The organism is Parviterribacter kavangonensis (genome assembly GCF_056863335.1).
This window is the reverse complement of record NZ_JBXPJA010000003.1, coordinates 303,096-328,652: the sequence shown is the minus strand read 5'-3', so window position 1 is coordinate 328,652 and position 25,557 is coordinate 303,096. Positions and strand designations below refer to the sequence as shown.

Sequence of the window (25,557 nt, the reverse complement as noted above, 5' to 3'; positions counted from 1 at the left end):
CGGGGCGTACCCTCGCCCCGGTGAACGGTCTGACGGCGGCGAAGGGGCTGCGCCGCTCGGTCGAGCAGGCGGGCGGGATGATGCGCATCAGCGTCACCGCGCTCGGCGACGCCTTCGGCCGCGGCAAGCTCACCGCGCGCGCGAAGACGGGGATCGAGCAGGTCCTCCTGCGCGCCGGCGTCTCGGTCGAACCCTCGCTCCCCCTGGCCCAACCGGGAGATTGGGTCACCCTCCGGGTGGCCGAAGACGTGGAGGGGGCGAGCCCCCTCGGTCCACGCGGAGGCCGCGGCGTGGGGGCGCAGCCCCCCGCTCAGCCGGCGCGGGGCGTCGACGGCCTCGGCTTCGCCCGTCTTCCGACCGCGGTCGCCGCGGCGCTGACCTTCGCGCTGCTCGCGCTGCCGGTCGCGGCGTTCCTCCTGCCCTCCGACGACCCGGCGCCCCAGCCCTCGATCACGCGCGCTGCGGCCACGATCACCGCGCCCGCGCCGAAGCCGCGGCCCTCGAAGATCGAGCGCGCTCGCGAGGCGCTCGCCGACGGCGAGTACTACGACGCCGTGCAGCTCGCCGCCTCCGTCGACCGCTCGCTCGCGCGGCCGATGCACCGCCGCGCGGCGGCCGCGTTGATGTTCGACGCCCAGCTCTCGATGGCCCGCGGGGACGCCGCCGAGGCCCTGCATCTCGCCCGCCGCGCCGCCCGCTACGGCCGCGCCGAGGGCATGCGGAAGCTGGTCGCGACGGCCAAGGCGCAGCTCGCTCGCCGCTCGCGCGCGGGTTGACCGATCGCAACCGCGCCGGGGGAGCAACAATAGGTCCGGTGAGCACGCCCGTCGGGACCAGCCTCAGCGGCCGCTACCGGCTCGACGAGTCGATCGGCCACGGCGGCATGTCGACGGTCTACCGCGCCTTCGACACGACCCTGGAGCGGCAGGTCGCGGTGAAGGTCATGCATCGCGAGATCGCGGGCAACCCCGACCAGCTCGAGCGCTTCCGCCGCGAGGCCCGCGCCGTCGCGCAGCTCAACCACCCCCACATCGTCCAGGTCATCGACGCCGGCGAGGAGAACGACCTCCCGTACATCGTCTTCGAGTACGTCGAGGGCGAGACGCTGAAGGAGCGCATCCGGCGCTTCGGCCGGCTCCCGATCCCCGAGGCGCTGGCGTACGCGATCGAGATCGCTCGCGCGCTGAGCGCAGCCCACGACCGCGGCATCGTCCACCGCGACGTCAAGCCGCAGAACGTCCTCGTCGACGAGGAGGGCTCGGCGAAGGTCACGGACTTCGGGATCGCCCGGACGCTCGACCAGGCGGGGCTGACCGCGGACGGCCGCGTCCTCGGCACGACCGACTACGTCTCGCCCGAGCAGGCCCTCGGCCACGCGGTCACCGGCCAGTCCGACATCTACTCGCTCGGCGTCGTGCTCTTCGAGATGCTCACCGGCGACGTCCCGTTCCACGGCGAGAACCAGGTCGCCGTCGCGATGAAGCACGTCCGCGACGAGCTGCCCGACATCGCGCTGCGCCGCCCCGAGGTCTCGAGCGCGCTGGCCGCCGTGCTCGACGCCGCGACCGCGAAGGACCTCGCCCGCCGCTACGACGACGCCCACGAGCTCATCCGCGACCTCGAGGACGTCCTCGCGATCGAGACCGCCCGCTCGGGCCACGTCACGGGCGAGGCGACGACGGTCCTCAGGACGCTTCCCTCCCCCACGCGCAAGCGGCTGCCGCTGCGCTTCCGCACCTCGACCCGCGCGCTCGTCGCGGCGCTCATCGTCGCCGCGGTGGTCGCCGTCGTCCTCGTCGCCGGCGCCGCCGACCGCGCGGAGAAGGGGACCGGGGGCGGGCGCAACGTCGGGCCGCCGCCGACGCCGCAGCTCGTGTCGCAGAGCCTGCGCGCGAACGCCGGCCACGACTACGACCCGCTCGGCGACAACGGCAGCGAGCACCCCGACGAGACGATCGCGCTCGTCGACAAGGACACCGGCACGACGTGGTCGACCGAGACCTACGCGGCCGGCGACCTCGGCAAGGCGGGCGTCGGCGTCTACATCGACGCGAAGCCGAGCCTCGCCGCCAAGGCGATCGAGGTCACCTCACGGACGAAGGACTACCGCGCCGTCATCTACGGCGCGACCGAGGGCCCGCCGAAGACGGTGCCGGACCCCGGCTGGAAGGAGCTCGCCGCCGAGCGGACCTTCGCCCGCAAGGAGAAGGTGACCCTGCCCGGCGACTCCTACCGCTACTTCCTCGTCTGGATCACGCAGCTGCCGCCCGACGAGCAGCAGGTCGAGATCAGCGAGATCCGGCTGTTCCATCAGAAGCGGTAGGAGCGCTCGCGCTCGAACCGCTCGACGGCGATCGCGCACAGGCGGTCGATCACCTCGGCGTACGGCCGCCCCGTCGCCTCCCACAGCTTCGCGTAGACGCTCGTCGCGGTGAAGCCGGGCATCGTGTTGACCTCGTTGAGCAGCACCTCGTCGCCGTCGACGAAGAAGTCGACGCGCGCCAGGCCGCTGCAGCCGGCCCGGTCGAACGCCTCGACGGCCAGCGTGCGGACGCGGTCGCGGGCGGCCGGGGAGATGCGCGCGGGCACCTCGAGCTCCATCCCGCCCGGCGTGTACTTCGCCTCGTAGTCGTACCAGCCGCCGCCGACCACGACGATCTCGCCGGGCTCCGACGCCTCGTCGCCGAGCACCGAGCACTCGACCTCCAGCCCGCTCGAATGCGCCTCGACGATGACGCGCGGGTCGTGCTCGCGGGCGACGCGGACCGCCTCGTCGAAGTCGTCCGCCGAGTCGACGCGGACGATCCCGACCGACGAGCCGAGCCGCGCCGGCTTGACCCAGCACGGGAAGCCGCGCGGGCCGTCCTCGGGGCGGCCGTAGTCGACCTGCGGGACACCGGCGCGCGCCATCAGGTCCTTCAGCAGCAGCTTGTCCATGCACACCGCGCTCGCCGCCACGCCCGATCCGACGTACGGGACGTCGATCAGCTCGAGCAGGCCCTGCACCGTGCCGTCCTCGCCGAACGGGCCGTGCAGCGCAGGGAACACGACGTCGGAGCCGAGCAGCCCGCGACCCGGGTGCAGCACGAGCTCCTCGCCCTCGTGCCACCAGGTCCCGTCGCGCTCGAGGCGCACGTCGAGGACGTCGTGGCCCGCTTCCGCGAGTCCCTCGCGCACCGACGCGCCGGAGGCGAGCGAGACGTCGTGCTCCGACGACCGCCCGCCCGAGAGTACGGCGATCCTCATGCGCCGGTCCCGTCCGTGGTCGTCCCGCCGGTCTCGCCGTCGTCGGGCGTCGTCGGCGTCGTGGGCGTGGTCGGCGTCGTGTCGGTGTCCGGCTCCGGGTTCAGCTGCGAGTCGTCGAAGCGCCCGACGGAGACGACGACGCGCTTGCCGCGCTCGAGCTTCGACCCGCCGCGCGGCGTCTGCGACAGGACCTTGCCGTCGTCGCTCGGCTTGTCGGTCGGCTCGTCCTGCACGTCGATCTCGAGGCCGGCGGACGACAGGGCGGCGACAGCCTCGGACTCGTCGCGGCCGGTGACGTCCGGCACCGTGACGGTCTTCGGCTCCTTCGCGACGGTCAGCGCGACGGCGGAGCCCTTGTCCACCTGCTCCCCGGGCGCCGGGTCCTGCGACAGCACGGTGCCGGGATCCTCGTCCTCGTTCTCCTCGCGCGTGACGTCCGCGGTCAGCCCTGCCTTCTCGAGCACGTCGCGGGCGTCTTCGATGTCCATGCCGGTGAGGTCGGGCACCTCGACCTGCTCGGGCCCGCTCGAGACGACGAGCTGGACGACGGCGCCGACGCGCGCCTCTGATCCGATCGACGGCGACGTGCGGATGACCTTGTCCTCCGGGACGTTCTGGCTGGCCTGCTCGCGTTCGGTGACGCGGAACCCGGCCTTGCGCAATCGCGCACGCGCGTCGCGGCGGTCCTGGCCGGCCACGTCGGGCACGGTCCGCGTCCCCGGCCCATCGGAGACGGTGAGCGACACCTCGTCGCCCTCCTCCAGCCGTGTGCCGGGGTCCGGGTCCTGGCCGACGACCCGGTCGCGCGGCGCCGAGTTCTGGATCCGCTCGACGACCGGCTTGAACCCGTCGTCGCGCAGGCGGCGTGCCGCGGCGGCGACGTCCGCGCCGACGACGTTCGGCACGGGCTTCGTCTGGTTGCTCGCGAGCAGCAGCACCGCGGCGACCGCGGCGCCGGCCACGAGCACGGCGAGCAGCGCCCACAGCCACCAGCGCGACCCGCGCTCGAGCGGCACCGGCTCCTCGGCGATCGGCACGAAGGCGGTCGTCGCCGAGCCCTCGGGCAGCACGCCCATCCGGGCGGCCTCGAGGTCGGCGATCATCTCGTCGGCGTCGGCGTAGCGGTGCTCGGGCTCCTTCGCGAGCGCGCGCAGCACGACCGCCTCGAGCTCCGGCGTGACGGCCGGGTTGAGCGAGCCGGGCGGCACCGGCGGCTCGGACACCTGCTTGAGCGCGATCGTCACCGCGCTGTCGCCGTCGAACGGCACCTGTCCGGTGAGCAGCTCGTAGAGGACGATGCCGACCGAGTAGATGTCGGACTGCGCGCTGACCGGGTAGCCCTGCGCCTGCTCGGGCGAGAGGTAGTGCGCGGTGCCCATGATCGAGCCGGTCTCCGTCATGTCCGACGCGCCCGCGCGGGCGATCCCGAAGTCGGCGACCTTCGCCCGCGCCTCGGCGTCGAGCATGACGTTGTGCGGCTTGATGTCGCGGTGCACGATGCCGCGGCGGTGCGCGTAGCGCGCTGCGCGCAGGATCTGGATCGTGAGGTCGATCGCGCGGTCGGCGGCCAGCGGCGCCTCGCGGTCGATGAGGTCCTTGAGCGACTCGCCCTCGAGGAACTCCATCGCGATGTAGTACGTCCCGTCCCACTCGCCGCGGTCGTAGACCTGCACGACGTTCGGGTGCTGCAGGCCGGCGGCGGCCGACGCCTCGCGGCGGAAGCGCTCGACGAAGTCGGCGTCCTCGGCGAAGCGCTCGTGCAGCAGCTTGAGCGCGACCTTGCGGCCGAGCTGGAGGTCCTCCGCGCACCACACGTCGGCCATCGCGCCCGAGCCGAGGCGCGAGACGAGCTTGTAGCGGCCGTCGACGACGGTGTCGGCGGCGATCATCCGAGCAGCTCCTCGAGCACGCGCTTGGCGATCGGCGCGGCGACCTCGCCGCCCGTCCCGGTCGAGCGCTCGATGTTCACGGCGATGGCGTACTTCGGGTTCTCGCGCGGCGCGAAGCCGATGAACCACGGCGTGTTGATGCCGCGCGCGATGTCGATCTCGGCGGTGCCCGTCTTGCCCGCGACGGAGACGCCCGACAGCGCTGCCGCGGTGCCCGTGCCTTCCTTGACGACGTTGGCCATCATGTCGCCCACCTGCTTCGCCGTCTCGGGCTTCATCACCTCCGAGAGCTCCTCCGGTTCGGACGAGTCGACGGTGCGGCCGTCGCGGTCGACGACGCGGGTGGTGAGCCGCGGCTTCATGAGCGTGCCGTCGTTCGCGACCGCCGAGGCGACCATCGCCATCTGCAGCGGCGTGGCCAGCAGACCGCCCTGGCCGATCGCCACGCGGCCGAGGTCGACCAGGTCGCTCGTCACCTTCGTGAAGCCGCGCCGGCCGCGGACGAGGACGCCGCTGCGCGCCCGCTCGCCCGACGGCAGGTCGATCTCGACCCGGTCGAAGAACCCGAAGCGCTCCATGTACTGCTCCATCGTGTCGCGCCCGACCTTGACGCCGACCTGCGCCCACACGGTGTTCACGGAGTTCGTCAGGGCGGTCGTCAAGGGGATGGTCCCGAACTGCTCGTTGCCGAAGTTGGACAGCGGCGCGCCCGAGATCGTCTGCGGCGACTTGCCGTCGACCGTCGAGTCCGGCGTGAACTTCCCGCTGTCGATCGCCGCCGTCGCGGTCACCACCTTGAACGTCGAGCCCGGCGGGTACTGCCCGAGCGTCACGCGGTTGAGCGCCGAGCCGTTGGAGAGCACCTTCGTGTCACGCGCGTCGCGCAGCTGGTTCGGGTCGAACGACGGGTTGCTGGCGAGGACCTTGACGCGCCCGGTCGACGGGTCGAGCGCGACGACCGACCCGCGCTGGCCGCCGAGCGCCTCGTAGGCGACGCGCTGGGCGTCGGGATCGAGCGACGTCCGCACGTCGTCGCCGACGGGGTCCTTGCCGCTGAGCTGGTCGATGATCGACCCGACGTCGTCGCGCGCGCCGGTCAGGTCGTCGTTCTTGGACTGCTCCAGGCCCGACCGGCCGACCGTCGTGAACGAGTAGCCGATGGCGTGGGCGAAGAGGCTCCCGGTCGGGTAGCGGCGCGAGTACGTCTCGAGCTGCCCCTTCACGGAGCGGGCGAGCACCGTGCCGTCGGCCGCGCGGATCGTGCCGCGGCGGATGCGCTGCTGCTCGAGCAGCTCGCGCCGGTTGAGCGCGTTGTCGCGCAGCCCCTCCGCCTCGAAGACCGTCCAGCGCGACGTGAACGCGATGAGCAGCGTGAAGAGGACGATGACGACGGCGAAGAGCTTGAGGATCGACCCGTTCACTGCGGAGCTCTCGCGCGATTGGAGACGGTGAGGAGCAGCGCGAGCAGGATGAAGTTCGCGACGATCGACGAGCCGCCGTAGGAGACGAACGGCAGCGTCACGCCGGTGAGCGGGATCACCTTCGTCACGCCGCCGACGATCACGAAGACCTGCAGCGCGAAGACCGCGGTCAGCCCGGTCGCGAGCAGCTTGGAGAACGAGTCCTGCGCGAGCATCGCGGTCTTGAACCCGCGCTCGACGATGAAGAGGTAGATGCCGATCAGCGCGGCGGCGCCGAAGAGGCCGAGCTCGTTCGTGATGAGCGCGTAGATGAGGTCGGTCTCGGCCGCGGGCAGGATCCGCCCGCCGCCGGGCAGGTTGAGCAGCGCCTGGCCGAACCCGGTGCCGAACAACCCGCCGTCGGCCTGCGCGAAGAGCGACTGCGCGAGCTGGTAGCTGCCGCCCGACGCCTTCTCGTAGAGCTGCTGGTCGAACGGGTGCTGCCACGCGTCGATGCGGTCCGCGACGTGCCCGACGGTGCTCGAGAAGAACCACGCGCCGGCGGCGAACATCGCGAGGCCGACCGCGACGAAAGACACCCGGTTCGTCGCGACGTAGACGAGCGCGAGGAACCCGCCGAAGAACATGAGCGACGAGCCGAGGTCGCGGATGAACACGAGCAGCACCATCGACGCGCCCCACACGACGAGCAGCGGCCCGAGGTGCTTGAGGCGCACGCCCTCCATGAGCACGAGCCGCGTGTCGCGCAGGTAGCTCGCGAGGAAGACGATCATCGCGATCTTCGCCAGCTCGGCCGGCTGGAAGGTCACGGGCCCGAGCTTCACCCCCAGGTACGCGCCGTTGACCTGCGCGCCGATCCCCGGCAGGCGCGGCAGCAGCAGCAGGCCGATGCCGACGAGCGCGATCGTGTAGCGGTACTGCTCGAGCGGCCGGTAGTCGCGCAGGAAGACGATCGTCGCCGCGAAGACGACGAGCCCGACGACGAACCACGTCGCCTGGTCGCGCGCGAGGTCCTCGTCGATCCGGTAGATCATCACGATCCCGAACGAGGCGAGGATCGCCACCAGCGGGAACAGGTACGGGTCCGCGTACGGCAGCGTGAAGCGCAGGATCATGTGCGCGCCGAAGCACAGCCCGAGGAAGATGAGGCCGTACGTCAGCGAGACGTTCGACAGCAGGTCGTCCTGCTGGATGAAGATCGCCGTGAACCCGGCCGTCACCAGCAGGGCTGCGGGGATCAGCCCGAGCAGCTCCTTGTTGCGGGCGCTCATCAGGACAGCTGGCCGCGCTCGAGGCGGCTGACGAGGTCGTACGCGTCGCTCTGGGACCGCAGCTTCTGGTCCTCGAGCAGCGTCTGCCGGCGGGAGGCCGGGACCTGCTCGCGCGTCACGGGCGACGTGTAGTTGCGCTCGTAGAGGTTCAGCCCGAGCGGCAGCTCGTACGGCAGTCCGCGGTAGATCGTCACGTAGCCCTGGTCGTCCGCGGCCACGAAGTACACCGAGCGGACGGCGAGCGCGACGCCGAAGAAGACGGGCACCGCGAGGAAGAGCGTGACGCCGAGGGCGACGAGCGCCTTGCGCCAGCGCGACCGCGGCTTGCGGCGGCCGGGCGGCGTCGCGGCGGCCATCGGCTCCAGCCGGCGGGTGGCGGGCTCGGGCGTGGTCCGCTCCATCGTCGCGACCGGCGCGGTCCGGGTTCGCTTGCGCTCCTCCGCCTCGAGCGCGGCCTGCACGTCGGTGGTGCGCAGCGCGCTGTCGCCGGTGCTCGTGGCCTGCTCGGAGGTCTCGGCGGCACGTGCGCCGCTGCCGACCTCGTCGATGCGGAAGAGGACGACCGTGATGTTGTCGCGGCCGCCGGCCTCGTTGGCCGCGTCGATGAGCTTGCGCCCCGCGTCCGGCAGGGCGGTCGCGCTCCGGAGGATCTCCTGGATCTCCGGCTCGCCGATCATCGTCGTCAGCCCGTCGCTGCAGATGAGCACCACGTCGCCGGCCTTCGCCTGCCAGGACTCCGTGTCGACCTCGACGGTCGCCTCCGGCCCGACCGCGCGGGTGATGACCGAGCGCTGCGGGTGCTCCCTGGCCTCCTCCGGCGTCAGACGCCCCTGGCGCAGCAGCTCGTCGACGAGCGAGTGGTCCTGCGTGAGCTTCTCGAGCTTGCCGTCGCGGAAGAGGTACGCGCGCGAGTCGCCGACATGCGCGACGTGCAGCGCGTCCTCGCCGACGAGCACCGCGGTGACCGTCGTGCCCATGCCGGCGCGGCGGTCGTCGGACTGCGCGAGGTCGTGGATCCGGCCGTTCGCCGCGCGGATGAGGTCGGCGAGCGCGTCGACCGTGTCGACCGAGCCGCCGCCGAGCGTCTCGACCGCGATCTGCGAGGCGATCTCGCCCGCCCGGGCGCCGCCCATGCCGTCGGCGACGGCGAAGAGCGGCGCGCGCGCGTAGAGGTTGTCCTCGTTGGCGCGGCGCGCGCGGCCCGTGTGGGAGCCGTGGAACTGCTCGGCGACCCGCAGCATCAGCCGGCTCCGGGGTCGAAGCGGAACACGGAGTCGCCGATGCGCACCCGGTCGCCCGCATGCAGCGGCTGCGGCCCGCGCAGCAGCTCGTCGTTGAGGTACGTGCCGTTCGTCGAGCCGAGGTCCTCCAGCACGACGGCCGCGCCCTGGCGCTCGATGCGCGCGTGGCGCGAGGAGGCGAACGGGTCCTCGAGCACGATCTCGACGTCGCCGCGGCCGAGCGTCGCCCCGCCGCCGACGTCGTAGCGCATCCCCGCCTGGTGGCCGGGCGCGCGCTCGACGACGAGCATCGCGTTCGCCACGGGCGACTGGTGGACGCTCGTCGCCTCGCCGAGCTGCGGTCCCGTGACCGCGCTCGCGCGCCCGCCGGCGACCGCGACGTCGGTCCCGCGGCGCAGGTCCTTCAGCGCGCTGCGCGCGATCCACAGGAGGAAGAGGTAGAGGACGGCGATGAACCCGAACTTCAGGGCCACCGACACGGGTTCCAGTTCGGCGGCGAGGATCATTCGACGACGAACCGGATCTCCGCGGTCCCGAGCGCGATGCGATCGCCCGGCTCGATGCTGGTCTCGCCGTTGGCCCGGTGGCCGTTGACCTTGACGCCGTTCGTGGAGCCGAGGTCGCGGATCGTCCACTGCCCGCGGCCGCTCGGGCGAATCTCGGCGTGGTGGCGCGAGACGTTCGGGTCGCCGAGCACGACGTCGCAGTCGCGGCTGCGGCCGATCGTGCCGCCGGCGGGGCCGAGCACCATGCGCTTGCCCTCGGCGAGGACCATCGCCCTGGTCGGGCCGGCGAACTCGGGGGCGGGCCGGTCGAGCTCCTCGCGCAGGCGGTCCGACGTCGAGTAGACCATCGTGTGGCCGTGGTCGCCCTGCTCCGGCGGCTTGTCGTCCTGCGTCGTGCGGACGAGGCGCGCCTGGATGCCGAACTCGCCGAGACTGAGCGCCTCGTCGGTCGAGAACGTCACCTGCGGCCGGCTGACCAGCGCGAGCTTCTCGCGGCGGGCGTGCTCGAGCAGGTAGGCGGCCAGCTCGTCGGCGATGTCGCGCTCCACGCCGCCGAAGCGCTCGCGGTCCTGCGGCGAGAGCCAGACGACGTACTCGTTGGGGACGTAGACGCGCGAGACGGACACCGTCTTGTGCTGGTCCATCTCCTTCGCGAGCCCGCGCGCGAGCTCGACGGGACGCACTTCCGAGCGGAAGACGCGGCCGAACGTGCCCTCGACGAGGCCGGCGATCCTGTTCTCGAGGTTGCGCAGGACGGACATGGGTCAACGGGCCGGACTACCCGGCCGAGAGGGAGCCATGCTACTCGCGGCCCATGGCCGCCACGGCACGCGCGGCGACCGCGAACCCCGCGCCCAGCGCGACGGCGGCGCCCGTGTTCGCGGGCTCGGCGCCGTCGAGGGCCTCCGCGATCGCGGGCGTGGCGGCGGCCAGGGCGGCGGCCCAGAGGGCGGCGCCGAGCGCGTCGACGGCGGCGTTCGCGCCCCGGACGACGAGCGGCAGCACGGCCGCGGCGACGGCCCACAGCGCCGCGAGCGCGAGCGTCGCCGGCTCCGCGACGACCGCCAGATCGGGCTTGCGGTCGGTGATGATCGTCACGAGGCTGAGCCACCAGAAGCCGATCGCGCCGAGCGCCGCTCGCGCGGGCAGCGTCCTCGCCTGGCCGGCGAGCGCCGGGTACGCGCCCGCGAGGCCGATGGCGCCCAGCGCGGGCGCCGCGCCGGGCAGCGACCACGTGGGGCCGTGAAGCACGAGCAGGACCACGACCGGCGCGGCGGCGGCGAGCACGACGAGCGACGCGCGCTCGGGCCCGACGACGATGAGCAGCGCGGCGAGCGCCATGAGCCAGCCCAGCCGCGGCAGCAGCGCGACGAGGCCGGCGACGACCGCGGCGACGGCGAGCGGCTCGGGCGCCGCGACCGCCCCGCCGAGCGTCAAGTCCGCCGGCAGCGCCCTGATCGCCCAGTACGCGAGCGCGCCGCCCGAGAGCGCCGCGAAGATCCGGCCCGGCCCGCTCGTGCGACGGCGCAGACCGCCCCGCTCCGGCTCCATCCGGCGCGCGCGCTCGACGAGAGGTGCTTCTTCGCCCGCCCACCGAGGATCCTGGCGCCATTCGTCCTCGCGCCGCTCGGCCCGCCAGCGCCGAGTCCGCTCGAGCATCCCGCCGAGCGGCGTCATCGGCGCGGTGACCATGCCCGGCGCGTCGTCCATGAACGGCTGGGCGGCCTGCAGCGCGCGGCGGAGGTCGGCGATCGAGCCGCGCTCCTCGGGGTCGGGGTCGACGGCGGCGTCGATCGCCCAGCAGAGCTCGTGCGGGAGGTCGGGACGGAGGTCGTGCAGCGGCGGGCACTCCATGCCGACGCGGCGGGCGGTCGCGCCGGCGCCGTCGGCGCGGATCGGGTTCGTGCCGCCGAGCGCCTCGTAGAGCACGAGGCCGAGCGCGTAGAGGTCGACCGCGGGCGTGACCCGGCCGCCCTCGGCCTGCTCGGGGGCCATGTAGGCGAGCGTGCCGATGACGTCGCCGGTGCGGGTCAGCGCGCCTTCGTCGGCGAGGCGCGCGATGCCGAAGTCGGTCAGCTTCGCGAGCCCGGCGCCGTCCTCGACGTGGTCGGGGACCATGACGTTCCCCGGCTTGACGTCGCGGTGGATGACCCCGCGCGCGTGCGCGTGCTCGAGCGCCCCGCACAGCGCGACGCCGATCTGCACGACGTCGAGGTCGCTGAGCGCGCCCTCGTGCTCGAGGTCGGCGAGCGTGGCGCCGCGGACCAGCTCGGACACGAGCCACCACGCGTCCTCGTCGTGGCCGGCCTCGTACAGCGCGACGATCCCCGGATGGGCGAGCCGGGCGGCCGCGAGCGCCTCGCGCTCGGCGCGCGGGTTCTCGTCGCCGTCGAGGGGGATCCGCTTGACCGCGACCGGCCGGTCGAGGCGCTCGTCATGCGCGAGCCAGACCACGCCGAAGCCGCCGCTCCCCAGCCGGCGCACGAGCCGATAGCGGTCGAGGACCAGCGGCGCGTCCGTGGTCGCCAGTTCGAGGGTGTCCGGCTGCTGCACCACGTTCGCAGTTCAGCAGGCGATCCCTCGCTCCCTGCCCGGTCGGGAAGGGAAACGCCGCCTGGCACGGAACTTGCAAGCGCGGGTCCGCCGGGTCTCCCGGTCATACTGGGGCCCGAACACGCCCGCAGAGAGCGAAGTTCTTGTCCTTCTTCGACGACGGCGAAGAGCCACCCACCCGAGCGCAGCAACGGCCCCGCCGGCCCGCGGGCGCTGCGACGCGCGCGCGTCCGGGGTCCGGGCAGCCCGCGGACGCGGTGCGCAACCGGCGCATCGTGGCGCTGGTCATCGGCGTGCTCGTGTTCATCCTGCTGGCGGTCGTCGTCAACAGCTGCCTGGACAACCGCGCGGAGAACCGGCTCAAGGACTACAACCGCGACGTCGGCGAGGTCATCAGCGCCTCCGATCGCGAGGTCGGCGCCCCGCTCTTCGACGCGCTCTCGCAGGGCGGCCAGGCCCCCAACGAGCTCGAGCAGAACATCAACCAGCTGCGCGTCGTCGCCGAGCGGCAGGTCGAGCAGGCCGAGGGCTTCGACGTCCCGGACGAGCTGAAGACCGCCCAGCGCAACCTGCTGCTGGCGCTGGACCTGCGGTCGACGGCGGTGGGCAAGATCGCGTCCGAGGTGCGCACCGCGCTCGTGCAGGACGGCGGCGACCAGGCCAGCGCCGCGGTCGACCAGATCGCCGCGCAGATGCAGGCGTTCCTCTCCTCCGACGTGATCTACGACGCGCGCGTGCGCCCGTTCATCAGCGAGACGTTCGACGAGAAGGGCATCACGGGGCAGCGCATCGCCGACTCGCAGTTCCTGCCGAACCTCGACTGGCTGCAGCCGGGGACGGTCGCCGACCGGCTCGGCGCGCAGGGCGGGAGCGGGTCGGGCAGCGGCAGCGGGACGCCCGCGCCGGGCCTCCACGGCCACGGCATCGTCAGCACCGCCGTCGGTGACGTGACGCTGCAGCCGGGCGAGACCTCGAACCGGATCCCGGCCGGGTCGGACGTGACGTTCACCGTCACGTTCGCCAACCAGGGCGAGAACAACGAGGAGAACGTCCCGGTCCGCGTCCGCATCCGCGGCGCCGGCAAGCCGATCAGCGCCACGCGGCGCGTCGAGGAGACCACGGCGGGTCAGAACGCCGAAGCCTCCATCCCGCTCGGAACCGCGCCGCCCATCGGCGTGCCGGTGACCATCGAGGTCACCGTCGGGAAGGTCCCGGGCGAGGAGAAGACCGACAACAACACGCAGACCTACACGGCGATCTTCACGCGATAGGTTCCTCCGTCGTGGACGATCTCTCCTCCACGACGGGCATCGTCGCGCTCGCCGCGGGCGGGGTGGCCGTGCTCGCGATCATCTGGGCGCTCGTCCTGACGATCCAGCTGCGGCGGCTGCGGGCGGCGCAGAAGGTCCTGCTCGGCGACCTCGGCGCCCGCGACCTCACCGTCCACGCCTCCGAGCTCGACGCCGCGTTCCGCGCGCTGCGCGACCACGTCGAGGACGTCCACGGCCGGATCGACGAGCGGCTCGTCGAGGCCGAGGAGCGGCTGGACGGCGCGTTCGCCTTCCGCGGCCTCGTGCGCTTCGACGCCTACAACGAGATGTCCGGGCGGCAGTCCACGTCGATCGCGCTGCTCGACGCGACGCGGTCGGGGATCGTCGTCTCCTCCATCCACCACCGCGACCAGGCGCGCGTGTACGCGAAGCAGGTGCGCGACGGGAAGAGCGAGCTGCAGCTCGCGCCCGAGGAGGAGGAGGCCATCCGCCTCGCGTTCGCGGAGCCGGCGAAGCACGGGTGACGCGCGCCGCGTTCCTGGGCCCGGCGGGGACGTTCAGCGAGGAGGCGCTGCTGGCGAGCGCCTCGCGCGTGGTCGGCGACGGGGTCGAGCCCGTCCCGCTCGCCACCGTCCACGAGGTCGTGCTGGCAGTGCAGGAGGAACGGGTGTCGCACGCGATCGCGCCGATCGAGAGCGCGAGCGAGGGATCGGTCGACGCCACCCTCGACGCGCTCGCGAACGACGCGCCCGAGGTGTCGATGATCGCCGAGGTCGTCCTCCCGGTGCGCCACGCGCTGCTGGCCGCACCTTCGGTGGAGCTCGACGCCGTGCGCGTCGTCGTGTCCCATCCACAGGCGCTCGCCCAATGCGCCCGCTACTTACGCGCCTCGCTGCCGGAGGCCCGCGGGGTCGCCTGGACGTCGACGGCCGAGGCGGTCCGCGTCGCCGTCGAGCGGGCCGGCGAGGGCTGGGCCGCCATCGGCACTCACCGCGCCGCCGCTCTCTACGGCGCCGCCGTCCTCCGGGACGGCATCGAGGACATCACGGAGAACGCCACCCGCTTCGTCTGGCTCGCCCGCACCGCCGACGCCCCTTCCCCTGGCGCGGCGGCGCCCGCCGCCACGACCTCTTCGCGCGGCGCGGGCAGACCCGCCGCCACGACCTCTTCGGCCGGCCCCCACAAGACCTCGCTCCTCTTCGCCGGCGAGGGCACCGGGCAGTCCGGGTGGCTCGTCCGCTGCCTCTCCGAGTTCGCGTTCCGCGGGGTGAACCTGACCCGGATCGAGTCGCGGCCACGGCGCGACCGGCTCGGCGACTACCTCTTCTTCGTCGACCTCGACGGCTCCGTGGACGACGAGCGCGTACGCGACGCGATCGACGGGCTTCGGGCGCACTGCGACGTGCTTCGCGTCCTCGGTTCGTACCCGGCGGCGTGAGGACGCCGTGGCCCCGGGTATCCTTCGCACAGCCTCATGGGCACACTGACCCCACCAGCCGCGCCGGGGTTCGCGCCGCCAGCTGAGCACCAGCGGCGCGGACCTGATGCTGGTCGGGTGCTCGTCCTCAACGCCACGTACGAACCGATCAACGTCTGCACGGTTCGCCGCGCGACCGTCCTCCTGCTCAAGCAGAAGGCCGAGCTCGTCGAGCAGGGCGCATGGCAGCTGCGGTCCGAGCACACCCAGATGCCCCGCCCCGTCGTCATCCGCCTGATGACCTACGTGAAGGTCCCGCGCGACACGCACCGGCGCAAGATCACCCGCCGCGCCGTGTTCGCCCGCGACGGCTGGACGTGCCAGTACTGCGGCGCCCGCTCCAACCTCACGGTCGACCACGTCATCCCGCGGTCGAAGGGCGGCTCGTCGGAGTGGGACAACATCGTCGCCTCCTGCGCGCCCTGCAACCGCCGCAAGGGCGACATGCTGCCGGCGCAGGCCAACATGGTCCCCGCCCGAGTACCGCGGGCACCGAGCCCGCACGTCTTCATCCACGTCGCAAGCCCGCGCATCCCGGCGGCCTGGCGCCAGTGGCTGCCCGAGGCCACGACGGACTCGACGCCCGTCGCCTCAGCCGCCTAGCCGAACGGGGACTGCAGACCAGACGCGTCGATCGTTGCATCGTGCGTGGGTGCGCCGACCAGGGACAGTACGGACGTACGGACCTGGTCGGTGCGGCCGCGCACGCCCAACGAGAACGTGTCTGGCGTTGATCAACGACGAAGGGCGCCCTCAGGAGAAGGCGCCCTTCGAAGAACTTCACTGGACTTTCAGCCCGATCGGCACTTTTCTAAGCGGCCGGGGGGACGAGCTCCGGCGTGCCTTTCGGGGGATCCCGGTTGGATTCGCTAGGGCAGAGCCCAGCGCCGACCTAGCGGCCGGTCACCTCCAGGGTCCCGCAAGAACTGTCACTACAGATACGGACCACCTCCTTCCTCTGGTCCGGCCAGAGTAGCGCACACCGGGGACGTCGTTGCGTCCACAAGCTCAGGCGTCGGGCGTCGGCGGGCCGTCGGTCGCGTCGAGGTCCGTCTCGGCCGGCTCGTCGGTCTCGGGGGAGCTCTCGTCGAGCGCCGCCTCGGCGGCACGGGCCGCGTCCTCGGAGAGCATCGCCTCCGGCCCCGGCGCGTGCTCCTCCGGCAGCGCCGGACCGGCCTCCGCGCTGCCGCCGCTCGCGTCGAGCGACAGCGGGCCCTCGGTGGCGACGGTCTCGGCCAGCGCGGCGGGGTCCGCCTCGTCCGCCTGGGACTCCATGACGAGCGCGACCGCGGAGACGACGTCGTCCTCGCGCATGTTCATGACCCGGACGCCCTGCGCAGCGCGGCCGTACTGGTTGATGCCGCGCACGCCGGTGCGCTGCACCATCCCGCTCACCGAGATGAACACGAGCTCCTCGTGCTCGCGCACCACGAGCGCCGCGGCGAGGCCGCCGCGCTGCTCGGAGAACGTGATCGTCTTCACGCCCTTGGCGCCGCGGGAGGTCAGCCGGTACTCGGAGACCTGGGTGCGCTTGCCGTAGCCGCCCTCGGTCACGACGAGCAGGTCCTGCTCGTCGCGCGCGACGTCCATGGCGAGGACCGCGTTGCCCTTGCCCGTGATGTTCATGCCGCGCACGCCCGAGGTGTCGCGGCCCATCGCGCGGACGTCGTCCTCGTGGAAGCGGACGGCGAGGCCGGCCTTGGACACCATGAGGATCTCGTCGTCGCCCGACGTGCGGCGCACCTGGATGAGCTCGTCGTCCTCGCGCACCTTGATGGCGATGATGCCGTCGGCCTTGATCGGCGTGTTGTACGCGCCGAACTCGGTCTTCTTCACGGTGCCGTTCTTCGTGGCGAAGATCAGGTACTTGCCCTCGGCGAAGTCGCGCGTCGAGAGGACGGACTGGATCCGCTCCCCCTCGCGCAGCGGCAGCACGTTGACGAGCGCGCGCCCGCGCGCCGTGCGCGACATCTCCGGCAGCTCGTAGACCTTGGACCGGTAGACCTTGCCGCGGTTGGAGAAGAAGAGCAGGTAGTCGTGCGACGAGCACACGAAGAGGTGCTCGATGTAGTCGCCTTCCTTGAGGTCCATCCCCGTCACGCCGCGCCCGCCGCGGTGCTGCTGGCGGTACGTGGCGAGCGGCAGCGACTTGATGTAGCCCGTCGACGTGATCGTGACCACCATCTGCTGCTCGCGGATGAGGTCCTCGATGTCGATCTCGTCCTCGGAGTCGGCGATGTGCGTCCGCCGCTCGTCGCCGTAGGCGTCGGAGACCTCGCGCAGCTCGGTCTTGATGAGGTCGAGCACGTTCTGCTCGTCGCCGAGCAGCGTCCGCAGCTCCTTGATCCGCTCCTGGATCTCGGCGTACTCGGCCTTGATCTGGTCGGTCTCGAGCGCGGTCAGCTGCGACAGGCGCAGGTCGAGGATCGCGGACGCCTGGATGACCGTCAGCGAGAAGCGCTCGACGAGCTGCTCGCGCGCCGTGTTGCGGTCGGGCGAGTTGCGGATGAGGTCGATGACCGCGTCGAGGTTGTCGAGCGCGATGAGGAGGCCCTCGAGGATGTGGGCCCTGGCCTCGCGGCGCGCCAGCTCGAACTTCGCGCGGCGGACGACGACCTCGCGCTGGTGCTGGACGTAGTGGTGGATGACCTCGCGGAGCGACAGCGTGCGCGGCACGTTGTCGACGAGGGCGACCATGTTCACGCCGAACGTCGACTGCAGCGGCGTGTGCTTGTAGAGCAGGTTGAGGACGACGTTCGGGTCGGCGTCGCGCTTGACCTCGATCACGAGGCGCATGCCGCCCTTCTTCGAGGAGTGGTCCTCGAGGTTGGCGATGCCCGTGACCTTCTTGTCGTTGACGAGATCGCGGATCTTCGTCATGACGCCGCCCTCGCCGCCCTTCTTGACCATGAAGGGCAGCTCGGTGACGACGATCGCCTCGCGGCCGCGCGGCAGGTCCTCGAAGTGGGCCTTCGCGCGCACCCGGACGCGGCCGCGGCCGGTCTCGTACGCGTCGCGGATGCCCGCGCGGCCGAGGATGATGCCGCCGGTCGGGAAGTCCGGGCCCTCCATGTGCCGCATGAGCTCTTCGACGGTCACGTTCGGGTTGTCGATGTACGCGATGACCGCGTCGGTGACCTCCCGGAGGTTGTGCGGCGGGATGTTCGTCGCCATGCCGACGGCGATGCCGGACGAGCCGTTGACGAGCAGGTTGGGGAACCGCGCCGGCAGCACGAGCGGCTCGTGCGTCGAGCCGTCGTAGTTCGGCCCGAAGTTCACGGTGTCCATGTCCAGATCGCGCAGCATCTCCTGCGCGATCCGGGTGAGCCGGGCCTCCGTGTACCGCATCGCCGCGGCGGGGTCGTCGTCGATCGAGCCGAAGTTGCCCTGGCCGTCGACGAGCTCGTGGCGCAGCGAGAAGTCCTGCGCCATGCGGACGAGCGTGTCGTAGATCGCCGAGTCGCCGTGCGGGTGGTAGCGGCCCATGACCTCGCCGACGATGCGCGCCGACTTCACGTACGGGCGCGTCGGGCCAAGGCCCATCTCCCCCATGGCGTAGAGGACGCGCCGGTGGACCGGCTTGAGGCCGTCGCGGACGTCGGGAAGCGCGCGCCCCACGATCACGCTCATCGCGTAATCGAGGTACGCGGTGCGCATCTCGTCTTCGAGGGCGCGCGGCTCGATGTTGCCGCCGCCGATGATGTCCGTCGACACCGGTCAGGCCTCCCTTAGACGTCCAAGTTGGCGACCAAGCGCGCGTTGTCCTCGATGAACTCGCGCCGCGGCTCGACCTGGTCGCCCATGAGCATGGAGAAGATGCGGTCCGCCGCCGCCGCGTCCTCGACGTTCACCTGGGCGAGCGTGCGGCTGGCCGGGTTCATCGTCGTCTCCGCGAGCTGGTCGGCGTTCATCTCGCCGAGCCCCTTGAACCGCTGCACGCCGACGCCCTTGCGGGAGACGGTCAGCACAGCGGTGCGCAGCGCCTCGAACGACAGCGCCTCCTCGGCGTCCTCCTTGAGCTGCACGGTGAACGGCGGGGTGCCGGCGAGCTCGACGAGCTGCGCATGCACCCGCACGAACTGGCGGTAGTCGTTCGAGTCGAAGATCGATCGCGGGAGCCGGTGCGTCCGCGCGAGGCCGGTCTTCCGCTCGACCGCCTTCACGACGATCAGGTCCTCGCCGGCGTCGACGAGGTCGATGTCGTACGGCTCGCCCTCCTCGATCTCACGGGAGACGAGCTCGATCGCGGCCTCGGCCGTGACGACCTGCTTGTCGAGGATCGTGCTCTCCGACAGGAACGACACGAGGTCGTGCCCGTGCTCGGCCTTCAGCGACGACGCCCAGCCCTCGTACTGCTTGAGCAGCCGGGTGAAGCGCTGCCAGCGCGACTCGGTGAGCTTGAAGGCGTTGCCGTCACGGTCGGAGATCTCGAAGCGGTCGAACTTGTCGGACAGGAGGATGTCCTCGAGCTCGCCCTCCTTCTCGATGTAGCGCTCGCGGCTGCCCTGCTTGACCTTGTAGAGCGGCGGCTTCGCGATGTAGACGTAGCCCTCCTCGACGAGGTCGCGCATCTCGCGGAACAGCAGCGTCAGCACGAGCGTGCGGATGTGCGCGCCGTCCACGTCGGCGTCGGTCATGAGGATGACCTTGTGGTAACGGAGGTTCTCGAGCGAGAACTCGTCGCGGACGCCGGTGCCGAGCGCGGTGATGAGCGCCTGGATCTCGTTGTTCTGGAGGACCTTGTCGATCCGGCTCTTCTCGACGTTGAGGATCTTGCCGCGCAGCGGGAGCACCGCCTGCGTGTTGCGGTCGCGGCCCTGCTTGGCCGAGCCGCCCGCGGAGTCGCCCTCGACGATGAACAGCTCGCAGATCGCGGGGTCCTTCTCGACGCAGTCGGCGAGCTTGCCCGGCAGGCTGTTCGACGACAGCGCGCCCTTGCGCGACATCTCGCGCGCCTTGCGCGCGGCCATGCGCGCCTGCGCCGCGGAGACCGCCTTGCGGACGATCGCCTTCGCCTCCTGCGGGTTCTCCTCGAAGAACTGGTTCAGGCCGGCGTGCACGACGGACTGGACGAAGCCGGCCATGCCCGGGTTGCCGAGCTTGGTCTTCGTCTGGCCCTCGAACTGCGGATCGGAGAGCTTGGCCGAGATGACCGCCGTGAGCCCCTCGCGCACGTCGTCGCCGGAGAGCGGCTGATCCTTCTCCTTGAGGATCCCCTCCTTGCGCGCGTACGCGTTGACCACGCCGGTCAGCGCGGACTTGAAGCCCGACATGTGCGAGCCGCCCTCGTGGGTGTTGATGTTGTTGGCGAAGCTGTGGGTCGACTCCTGGTAGGTCGTGTTCCACTGCATCGCGACCTCGACGGCGCCCTCGCGCTCGTTCTCGCCCTCGAGGAAGATGACCTTGCGGCCGATCGCGTCCTTGCCCTCGTTGAGGTGCAGCACGAAGTCCTCGATGCCGCCCTCGTACTGGAACTCGACCTTCTTGCCCTCGCCGCGCTCGTCGGTGAGCGTGATGTGCAGGCCGCGGGTGAGGAACGCCGTCTCGCGGAGCCGCTGCTCGAGCGTCTCCCACTTGAACTCGGTGACCTCGAAGATCTCGGCGTCGGGCAGGAACGTGATCGTCGTCCCGTGGTCCTTCGTCGGCTCGCCCTTCTCGAGCGGGCCCTGCGGCGCGCCGCGGACGTAGCGCTGCGACCACGTGAAGCCGTCGCGGCGGACGGTGACCGTCAGGTCCTCCGACAGGGCGTTGACGACGGAGACGCCGACGCCGTGCAGGCCGCCGGAGACCTTGTAGCCGCCGCCGTCGCCGAACTTGCCGCCGGCGTGGAGCACGGTGAGCACGACCTCGACGGCCGGCTTCTGCTCCTTGGCCATGGTCGCGACCGGGATGCCGCGCCCGTTGTCGGTGCAGGTGACCGAGTTGTCCGGGTGGATCGTGACGTCCACGCGCGTGGCGTGGCCCGCGAGCGCCTCATCGACCGAGTTGTCGACGACCTCCCAGACGAGGTGGTGCAGACCGCGTTCGCCGGTCGACCCGATGTACATGCCAGGACGCTTGCGAACCGCCTCGAGTCCCTCGAGGACGGTGATGTCCTGCGCGTCGTACGTGCGCCCCTCGTTCTTGTCGTCGCCTGTGGCCAACCGGTCCTCCTACTGACACACGAACGCCCCGGGGGCGGTGGCTGCCCGGGGCGGTCTTCTGTTCACCAGAGGATAGCAAAGGGACCCCACGGGACCCCCTGTCGCGGCGTTGCGAAATGCCTGCAAATCGCGACGAAAGAGCAGCGTCACGCGCGGGGTCCCCGCCGGCCCGCCGCGGTGCACCGCAGCTCCAACACCCGGGCTTCGCCCAGCGCGGCGTTGAGCTTGCCCACGAGGTCGGGGGCCAGCAGGGTCAGCTCGTGCGCCCAGACCGACGAGCGGCACCGCACCGTGACGACCCCGGCGCGCTCCGAGACCGGCTCCGCCTCGGCCGCGACGGCGGTGCCGACGGCCTGCGGCCACGCCCGCTGGATGGCGGCGAGCGGGGTCAGCGGCTCGAGCTCGCCGGCGAGCCGCTCGACGGCCTCGGCAAGGGGAAGAGGCGCCCGGCGCCAGGTCACGCGGCCTCCACCCCGTTGACGTCCTGCAGCGCCGTGCCGGCCGTCACGGCGATGCGCACGACCCCGGCGTTTTGGGCGCCCGGGACGTGCGCGAGGTCGGTCGTCGTGATGACCGCCTGCCCGCCGGACCGCACGCGCTCCACGAGCTTCTCCCGCCGGGAGCTGTCGAGCTCGCTCATGACGTCGTCGAGCAGCAGCAGCGGTGCACCGCCGCGGGCGGCGCCCAGCGCCTCGCGCTCGGCGAGGAGCAGCGCCAGCAGGCCCATCCGCTGCTCGCCCTGCGAGCCGTAGGCGCGCAGCTCGCGGTCGTCGCGCAGGAGGGCGAGGTCGTCGCGGTGCGGTCCACGCAGCGTGTGCCCGCGGTCCAGGTCGGCGTCGAGGCCGGCGGCCAGCTCCGCTGCGAGCTCCTCCGCCGACGCGGCGCGCGCCTTCGGCCGCTCCTCCAGCCGCGCCTCTCCCGCGAGCCCGAGGTCCGCGGCTGCCGCCGCGAAGGGGTCCTTGAGCGCGGCGCTCGCCTCGGACCGATCGGCGCGCAGGGCGACGCCGTGACGCGCGACCTCGTGGTCCCACGCCGCCATCGACGCCCGCGACGCGCGGCCCTGCCGGATGCGCGCGAGCAGCGCGTTGCGCTGGGCGAGCGCGGCGCCGTACGCCTTGCGCGTCCCCGCCCGCGACGGGAACAGGGCGGCGACGACCTGGTCGAGGTGCGCGCGCCGCAGCGCCGGCGGTCCCTTCACGAGCTCGAGCCGGTCCGGCAGGAACACGCTCACCAGCGGCCGCGCGGGGTTGTCGACAAGCCTGTCGACAACGGCGCCGTCGACGCGGAAGCGCTTGCCCTCGGACGGCTGGAAGCCCACGAACAACTCGTGCACATCGCCGTCGTCGTCTCGCGTCGTCAGCTCGACGCGCGCGGCCGCGGCCTCGAACCGCGGCACCTGGCGCTCGTCGCTCGTCCGGCACGAGCGCCCGGTGCAGCCGAAGTACAGGCCCTCGAGGAGGTTCGTCTTGCCGGCCCCGTTCGGGCCGTGGATCACCGTGAGGCCCGGCCCGAGCCGCACGTCGGCCGTCGCGTACCCGCGGAAGTCCTTCAGGCGGATGCGCTCGACGACGACGCCCGGCACGGCGGCACGATCAGACGTTCAGGCGGATCGGCATGATCAGGTAGAGGAAGCCGGAGCCGTCCCCCGCCTCGATCAGGCCCGGCCGCAGCGGGCTGATGAGCTTCAGGACCAGGTCGTCGCTCTCGACCGAGTCGATGCCGTCGCGCAGGAACTCGGGGTTGAACCCGATCTCGAACGGTTCGCCCCCGAACGGCACCGGCACGGTCTCGCGCGCCTCGCCGACGTCCGGCGTCTGCGCCGACACCGTCAGCTCCCCCTCCGCGAAGCGCAGCCGCAGCGGTGCGTTCTTCTGGGCGAGCAGGGAGATGCGGCGCACGACGTCGCCGACCTCCTTGCTCTCGAGGCGCAGCTCGTGCTCGTACGTGTCGGGCAGCAGCTGGCGGTAGTTCGGGAACTGACCTTCGATGAGGCGCGAGCTGAGGACCATGCCGCCGACCTCGAAGACGATCTGGTTCGCCTGGCGGGTCGCGCGCAGCGTGTCGGCGTCGGCCTGCTGGGCGATGCGGGCCAGCTCGGCAAGCGCGCGGGCCGGCACGTTGGCCTCGAAGGCGCCGTCGAGCGGGGCGTCGAGCGGCGTCTCCTTCACCGACAGGCGGTAGGAGTCCGTCGCGACCATCCGCAGCTCCGACTCGCCGGCCGAGACGAGGATGCCGGTGAGGATCGGGCGCGTCTCGTCGCGCGAGGCGGACCGCTGGACCTTGTTGACCGTGGCGACGAACGCGCCGGCCGGGACGGTGACGACGGCGTCGCCGGTCGGCTCGGGGAACGGCGGGAAGTCCTCGCCGCGCAGCGTGCGGATGTGGAACTGGGCCGAGCCCGACAGCAGCTCGACGTCCTGCTGCGCCGCGCGCAGCTCGAGCGTCACGGTGTCGGCCGGCAGCGCGCGCACGACGTCGAGGGTGAGCCGCGCGGGGAGGACGGCGGTGCCTTCGCGCTGGACCTCCGCCTGGAGCGGGACGCGCAGGCCGACCTCCATGTCCGTCGCGCGCAGCTCGACCTTGCCGCCCTCGGCGACGACCTGGACGCCGCTCAGCGCCTGGACAGCCGAGCGGGTGGATGCGACACGGGCGACGGTCTGCAGCTGTGCGAGCAGCTCGGCCGCCGAAGCCTGAAGCTTCACGATGATCGAACTCCTCTTGGTTCTTCAGAAGTCATAGGGGCTGTGGATGTGTGGATGGCGGGTGCAGATGCCCGGTGGTTGCGGAGTCTTCACGCACAACGGGCGATCCAAGAGCGGTGCGCAGTCTGTCAGCCGCGCCTGTCGGCACGCACGACGTCACCGAGCCTGTTGACGACGTCGCGGATCTCCTCGTCGGCGGCCATGCGCTCCTCGACCTTCCGCACGGCGTGCAGCACGGTCGTGTGGTTGCGTCCTGCGAAGGCCTCGCCGATCGCCGGCAGGCTCTCCTTGGTGTGGACGCGCGCGAGGTACATGGCGACCTGGCGGGGGAACGAGAGGCGCGCGACGCGGCTGGAGGAGAGGAGCTCCTCGCGCGTGATGCCGTAGTGGTCGCAGACGGCGTCCTGGATGGCCACGATCGAAGGAGGCCGCGGCGGGCCCGGTCTCGTCCCCGGGGCATGTGCACTGCCCGGGTACAGCTCGTCGAGGACGTGCTCGGCCAGCTCCGGCGTGAGCTCGCGGCCGGTGAGCGAGGAGTAGGCGACGACGCGGATCAACGCACCCTCGAGCTCGCGGACGCTGCCCTCGATGCGGTCGGCGATGACGTCGAGGACGGCCGGCTCGGGCAGCGGGATGCCGTCGACCTGCGCACGCTTGCGGAGGATCGCCGTGCGCATCGTGCGGTCGGGCGGCGAGATGTCGGTGACGAGCCCGGACTCGAAGCGCTCGCGCAGCCGGTCCTCGAGCTCCTTCATGTCGCGCGGCATCCGGTCGCACGTGAGGACGAGCTGCGCGCCGTTCTCGATGAGCGCGTTGAAGGTGTGGAAGAACTCCTCCTCGGTCTTCGCCTTCGACTGCAGGAACTGCACGTCGTCGATGAGGAGCACGTCGTTCGCCCGCCAGGTCGCCTTGAAGCGCTCGGCGTCGCGGGTCTGCAGCGCGCGGAGGAACTCGTTGGTGAAGCGCTCGGCAGTCGTGTACCGCACGCGCAGGCTCGAGTCGTACGCCTGCAGGTAGCTGGCGATCGACTGCAGCAGGTGCGTCTTGCCGGTGCCGGGCGGCCCGTAGATGAAGAGCGGGTTGTACGCGGTGCCGGGCAGCTCGGCGACCGCGAGGGCGGCGGCGTGCGCGAGGCGGTTGCCGATGCCGATGACGAACTGGTCGAAGGTGAGCTTGGGGTTCAGCTCGGGGCGCTCCTCGAAGGACGCCGGCATGGGGACCGCGTGGTGCTGTCCCGCGTGCTGCCGGCGATCGGGCGTCGAGGCGGCGACGACCTCGACCTCGGCGCCCGGGCCGAGGACGGCGGCGGCGCAGGTCTGGACGACGCGGCCGAAGTGCGAGGCGATCCAGCCACGCCGGTCGTCGGGCGCGGCGAGCACGAGCGTCGTGCCGTCGACGTCGCGCAGGGCGAGGTCGTCGAGCCAGAGCTCGTACGTTCCGGGATCCACCGCTCGCCGCAACTGCTCCTGCACGCGCGTCCACATCTCGGCGGCGTCAGGTCTCACGGCAGGCGGAAGCTCCTCTCCAGGGCAGGCTCGAACGGCGGATCATCGGGGGTGGGAGCCCCGTCGGGGCCCCGGCAGGCGGACGGTACCACCGGGGGCGCCACGTGCTCGGAGGGAGCTCGCAAAACGCGTACGTTTCGTCTGGACCGAGTGCTATCGCGCGGTGCGTTGTATCCTCGACGGCCCCATGAAGCGGACCTACCAGCCCAAGAAGCGCAAGCGCGCTCGCACGCACGGCTTCCGCGCCCGGATGAGCACGCGCGCCGGCCGTCTGACGCTCAAGCGGCGTCGCGACAAGGGCCGCAAGCGCCTGACCGTCTGAGGCGCGTCCC

At 72.0% G+C, this 25,557-nt stretch carries 21 protein-coding genes; 7 read left to right on the top strand and 14 right to left on the bottom strand.

The genetic code is table 11. The annotated features are described in order from the left end of the window. The first annotated feature begins 20 nt into the window (after positions 1 to 20). Together AC1UE4_RS21430 and AC1UE4_RS21425 are read left to right on the top strand one after the other, a co-directional pair. A complete protein-coding gene (locus AC1UE4_RS21430; protein ID WP_482919365.1) occupies positions 21 to 776 on the top strand; it encodes a hypothetical protein in 756 nt (251 codons plus the stop codon). 38 nt (positions 777 to 814) lie between these two features. After that, on the top strand, positions 815 to 2,323 hold the full coding sequence (locus AC1UE4_RS21425; protein ID WP_482919364.1) for a protein kinase domain-containing protein: 1,509 nt from the start codon (positions 815 to 817) through the stop codon (positions 2,321 to 2,323). Here AC1UE4_RS21425 and AC1UE4_RS21420 read toward each other — a convergent pair. Genes AC1UE4_RS21420 through AC1UE4_RS21385 form a run of 8 tightly spaced genes read right to left on the bottom strand, consistent with a single transcriptional unit; the run spans position 2,311 to position 12,127 of the window. Next, positions 2,311 to 3,246 carry a D-alanine--D-alanine ligase family protein gene (locus AC1UE4_RS21420; protein ID WP_482919363.1) on the bottom strand — a complete coding sequence of 312 codons (936 nt, stop codon included), beginning with the start codon at positions 3,244 to 3,246 and terminating at the stop codon, positions 2,311 to 2,313. The two genes, AC1UE4_RS21425 and AC1UE4_RS21420, sit on opposite strands and share 13 nt — an antisense overlap. After that, entirely contained in the window at positions 3,243 to 5,135 is a 1,893-nt protein-coding gene (locus tag AC1UE4_RS21415; RefSeq protein WP_482919362.1) for a PASTA domain-containing protein, read from the bottom strand. The genes AC1UE4_RS21420 and AC1UE4_RS21415 overlap by 4 nt, the downstream gene beginning before the upstream one ends. Continuing rightward, a complete protein-coding gene (locus AC1UE4_RS21410) occupies positions 5,132 to 6,556 on the bottom strand; it encodes a peptidoglycan D,D-transpeptidase FtsI family protein (RefSeq protein ID WP_482919361.1) in 1,425 nt (474 codons plus the stop codon). The genes AC1UE4_RS21415 and AC1UE4_RS21410 overlap by 4 nt, the downstream gene beginning before the upstream one ends. Next, a complete protein-coding gene (locus tag AC1UE4_RS21405) occupies positions 6,553 to 7,827 on the bottom strand; it encodes an FtsW/RodA/SpoVE family cell cycle protein (RefSeq protein WP_482919360.1) in 1,275 nt (424 codons plus the stop codon). Before AC1UE4_RS21405 ends, AC1UE4_RS21410 begins: the two co-directional genes overlap by 4 nt. After that, positions 7,827 to 9,068 (bottom strand): Stp1/IreP family PP2C-type Ser/Thr phosphatase, encoded by a 1,242-nt coding sequence (locus tag AC1UE4_RS21400; protein WP_482919359.1) that lies wholly within the window; start codon positions 9,066 to 9,068, stop codon positions 7,827 to 7,829. The genes AC1UE4_RS21405 and AC1UE4_RS21400 overlap by 1 nt, the downstream gene beginning before the upstream one ends. Continuing rightward, positions 9,068 to 9,547, bottom strand: coding sequence for an FHA domain-containing protein (locus tag AC1UE4_RS21395; RefSeq protein WP_482919358.1), 480 nt, complete (start codon positions 9,545 to 9,547; stop codon positions 9,068 to 9,070). Before AC1UE4_RS21395 ends, AC1UE4_RS21400 begins: the two co-directional genes overlap by 1 nt. 23 nt (positions 9,548 to 9,570) lie before the next feature. Then, the gene (locus tag AC1UE4_RS21390) at positions 9,571 to 10,335 is read right to left on the bottom strand and encodes an FHA domain-containing protein (RefSeq protein ID WP_482919357.1); all 765 of its coding nucleotides are present in this window, start codon (positions 10,333 to 10,335) and stop codon (positions 9,571 to 9,573) included. A 40-nt stretch (positions 10,336 to 10,375) separates the two neighbouring features. Then, positions 10,376 to 12,127 (bottom strand): serine/threonine-protein kinase, encoded by a 1,752-nt coding sequence (locus AC1UE4_RS21385; protein ID WP_482919356.1) that lies wholly within the window; start codon positions 12,125 to 12,127, stop codon positions 10,376 to 10,378. Positions 12,128 to 12,402: 275 nt separating this feature from the next. On the opposite strand from AC1UE4_RS21385, the gene AC1UE4_RS21380 reads away from it, so the two are divergent. From AC1UE4_RS21380 to AC1UE4_RS21365, 4 genes are all read left to right on the top strand, one after another. Then, complete coding sequence (locus AC1UE4_RS21380; RefSeq protein ID WP_482919355.1) at positions 12,403 to 13,398, top strand: hypothetical protein; 996 nt, start codon at positions 12,403 to 12,405, stop codon at positions 13,396 to 13,398. Positions 13,399 to 13,409: 11 nt separating this feature from the next. Continuing rightward, positions 13,410 to 13,922, top strand: coding sequence for a DUF4446 family protein (locus tag AC1UE4_RS21375; RefSeq protein WP_482919354.1), 513 nt, complete (start codon positions 13,410 to 13,412; stop codon positions 13,920 to 13,922). Then, positions 13,919 to 14,836, top strand: a complete 918-nt coding sequence (gene pheA, locus AC1UE4_RS21370) for a prephenate dehydratase (RefSeq protein ID WP_482919353.1) — start codon at positions 13,919 to 13,921, stop codon at positions 14,834 to 14,836. Before AC1UE4_RS21375 ends, pheA begins: the two co-directional genes overlap by 4 nt. Before the next feature lie 117 nt (positions 14,837 to 14,953). Further along, positions 14,954 to 15,478 (top strand): HNH endonuclease, encoded by a 525-nt coding sequence (locus tag AC1UE4_RS21365; RefSeq protein WP_482919352.1) that lies wholly within the window; start codon positions 14,954 to 14,956, stop codon positions 15,476 to 15,478. A gap of 405 nt (positions 15,479 to 15,883) precedes the next feature. On the opposite strand, the gene gyrA is transcribed toward AC1UE4_RS21365, so the two are convergent. The 6 genes from gyrA to dnaA all read right to left on the bottom strand — a co-directional run bounded on the left by gyrA (position 15,884) and on the right by dnaA (position 25,225). Further along, a complete protein-coding gene (gyrA, locus tag AC1UE4_RS21360) occupies positions 15,884 to 18,589 on the bottom strand; it encodes a DNA gyrase subunit A (RefSeq protein ID WP_482919351.1) in 2,706 nt (901 codons plus the stop codon). Positions 18,590 to 18,603: 14 nt separating this feature from the next. Next, on the bottom strand, positions 18,604 to 21,018 hold the full coding sequence (gene gyrB / locus AC1UE4_RS21355) for a DNA topoisomerase (ATP-hydrolyzing) subunit B (RefSeq protein WP_482919350.1): 2,415 nt from the start codon (positions 21,016 to 21,018) through the stop codon (positions 18,604 to 18,606). 146 nt (positions 21,019 to 21,164) lie between these two features. Beyond that, on the bottom strand, positions 21,165 to 21,479 hold the full coding sequence (locus AC1UE4_RS21350) for a DciA family protein (protein WP_482919349.1): 315 nt from the start codon (positions 21,477 to 21,479) through the stop codon (positions 21,165 to 21,167). Further along, the gene (gene recF / locus AC1UE4_RS21345) at positions 21,476 to 22,600 is read right to left on the bottom strand and encodes a DNA replication/repair protein RecF (protein ID WP_482919348.1); all 1,125 of its coding nucleotides are present in this window, start codon (positions 22,598 to 22,600) and stop codon (positions 21,476 to 21,478) included. The genes AC1UE4_RS21350 and recF overlap by 4 nt, the downstream gene beginning before the upstream one ends. A gap of 10 nt (positions 22,601 to 22,610) precedes the next feature. Next, positions 22,611 to 23,720 (bottom strand): DNA polymerase III subunit beta, encoded by a 1,110-nt coding sequence (gene dnaN, locus AC1UE4_RS21340; protein ID WP_482919347.1) that lies wholly within the window; start codon positions 23,718 to 23,720, stop codon positions 22,611 to 22,613. Between the two features lie 128 nt (positions 23,721 to 23,848). Further along, positions 23,849 to 25,225 (bottom strand): chromosomal replication initiator protein DnaA, encoded by a 1,377-nt coding sequence (dnaA, locus tag AC1UE4_RS21335; RefSeq protein ID WP_482919346.1) that lies wholly within the window; start codon positions 25,223 to 25,225, stop codon positions 23,849 to 23,851. A 187-nt stretch (positions 25,226 to 25,412) separates the two neighbouring features. On the opposite strand from dnaA, the gene rpmH reads away from it, so the two are divergent. Beyond that, positions 25,413 to 25,547, top strand: coding sequence for a 50S ribosomal protein L34 (gene rpmH / locus AC1UE4_RS21330; RefSeq protein WP_482919345.1), 135 nt, complete (start codon positions 25,413 to 25,415; stop codon positions 25,545 to 25,547). Positions 25,548 to 25,557 lie beyond the last annotated feature (10 nt).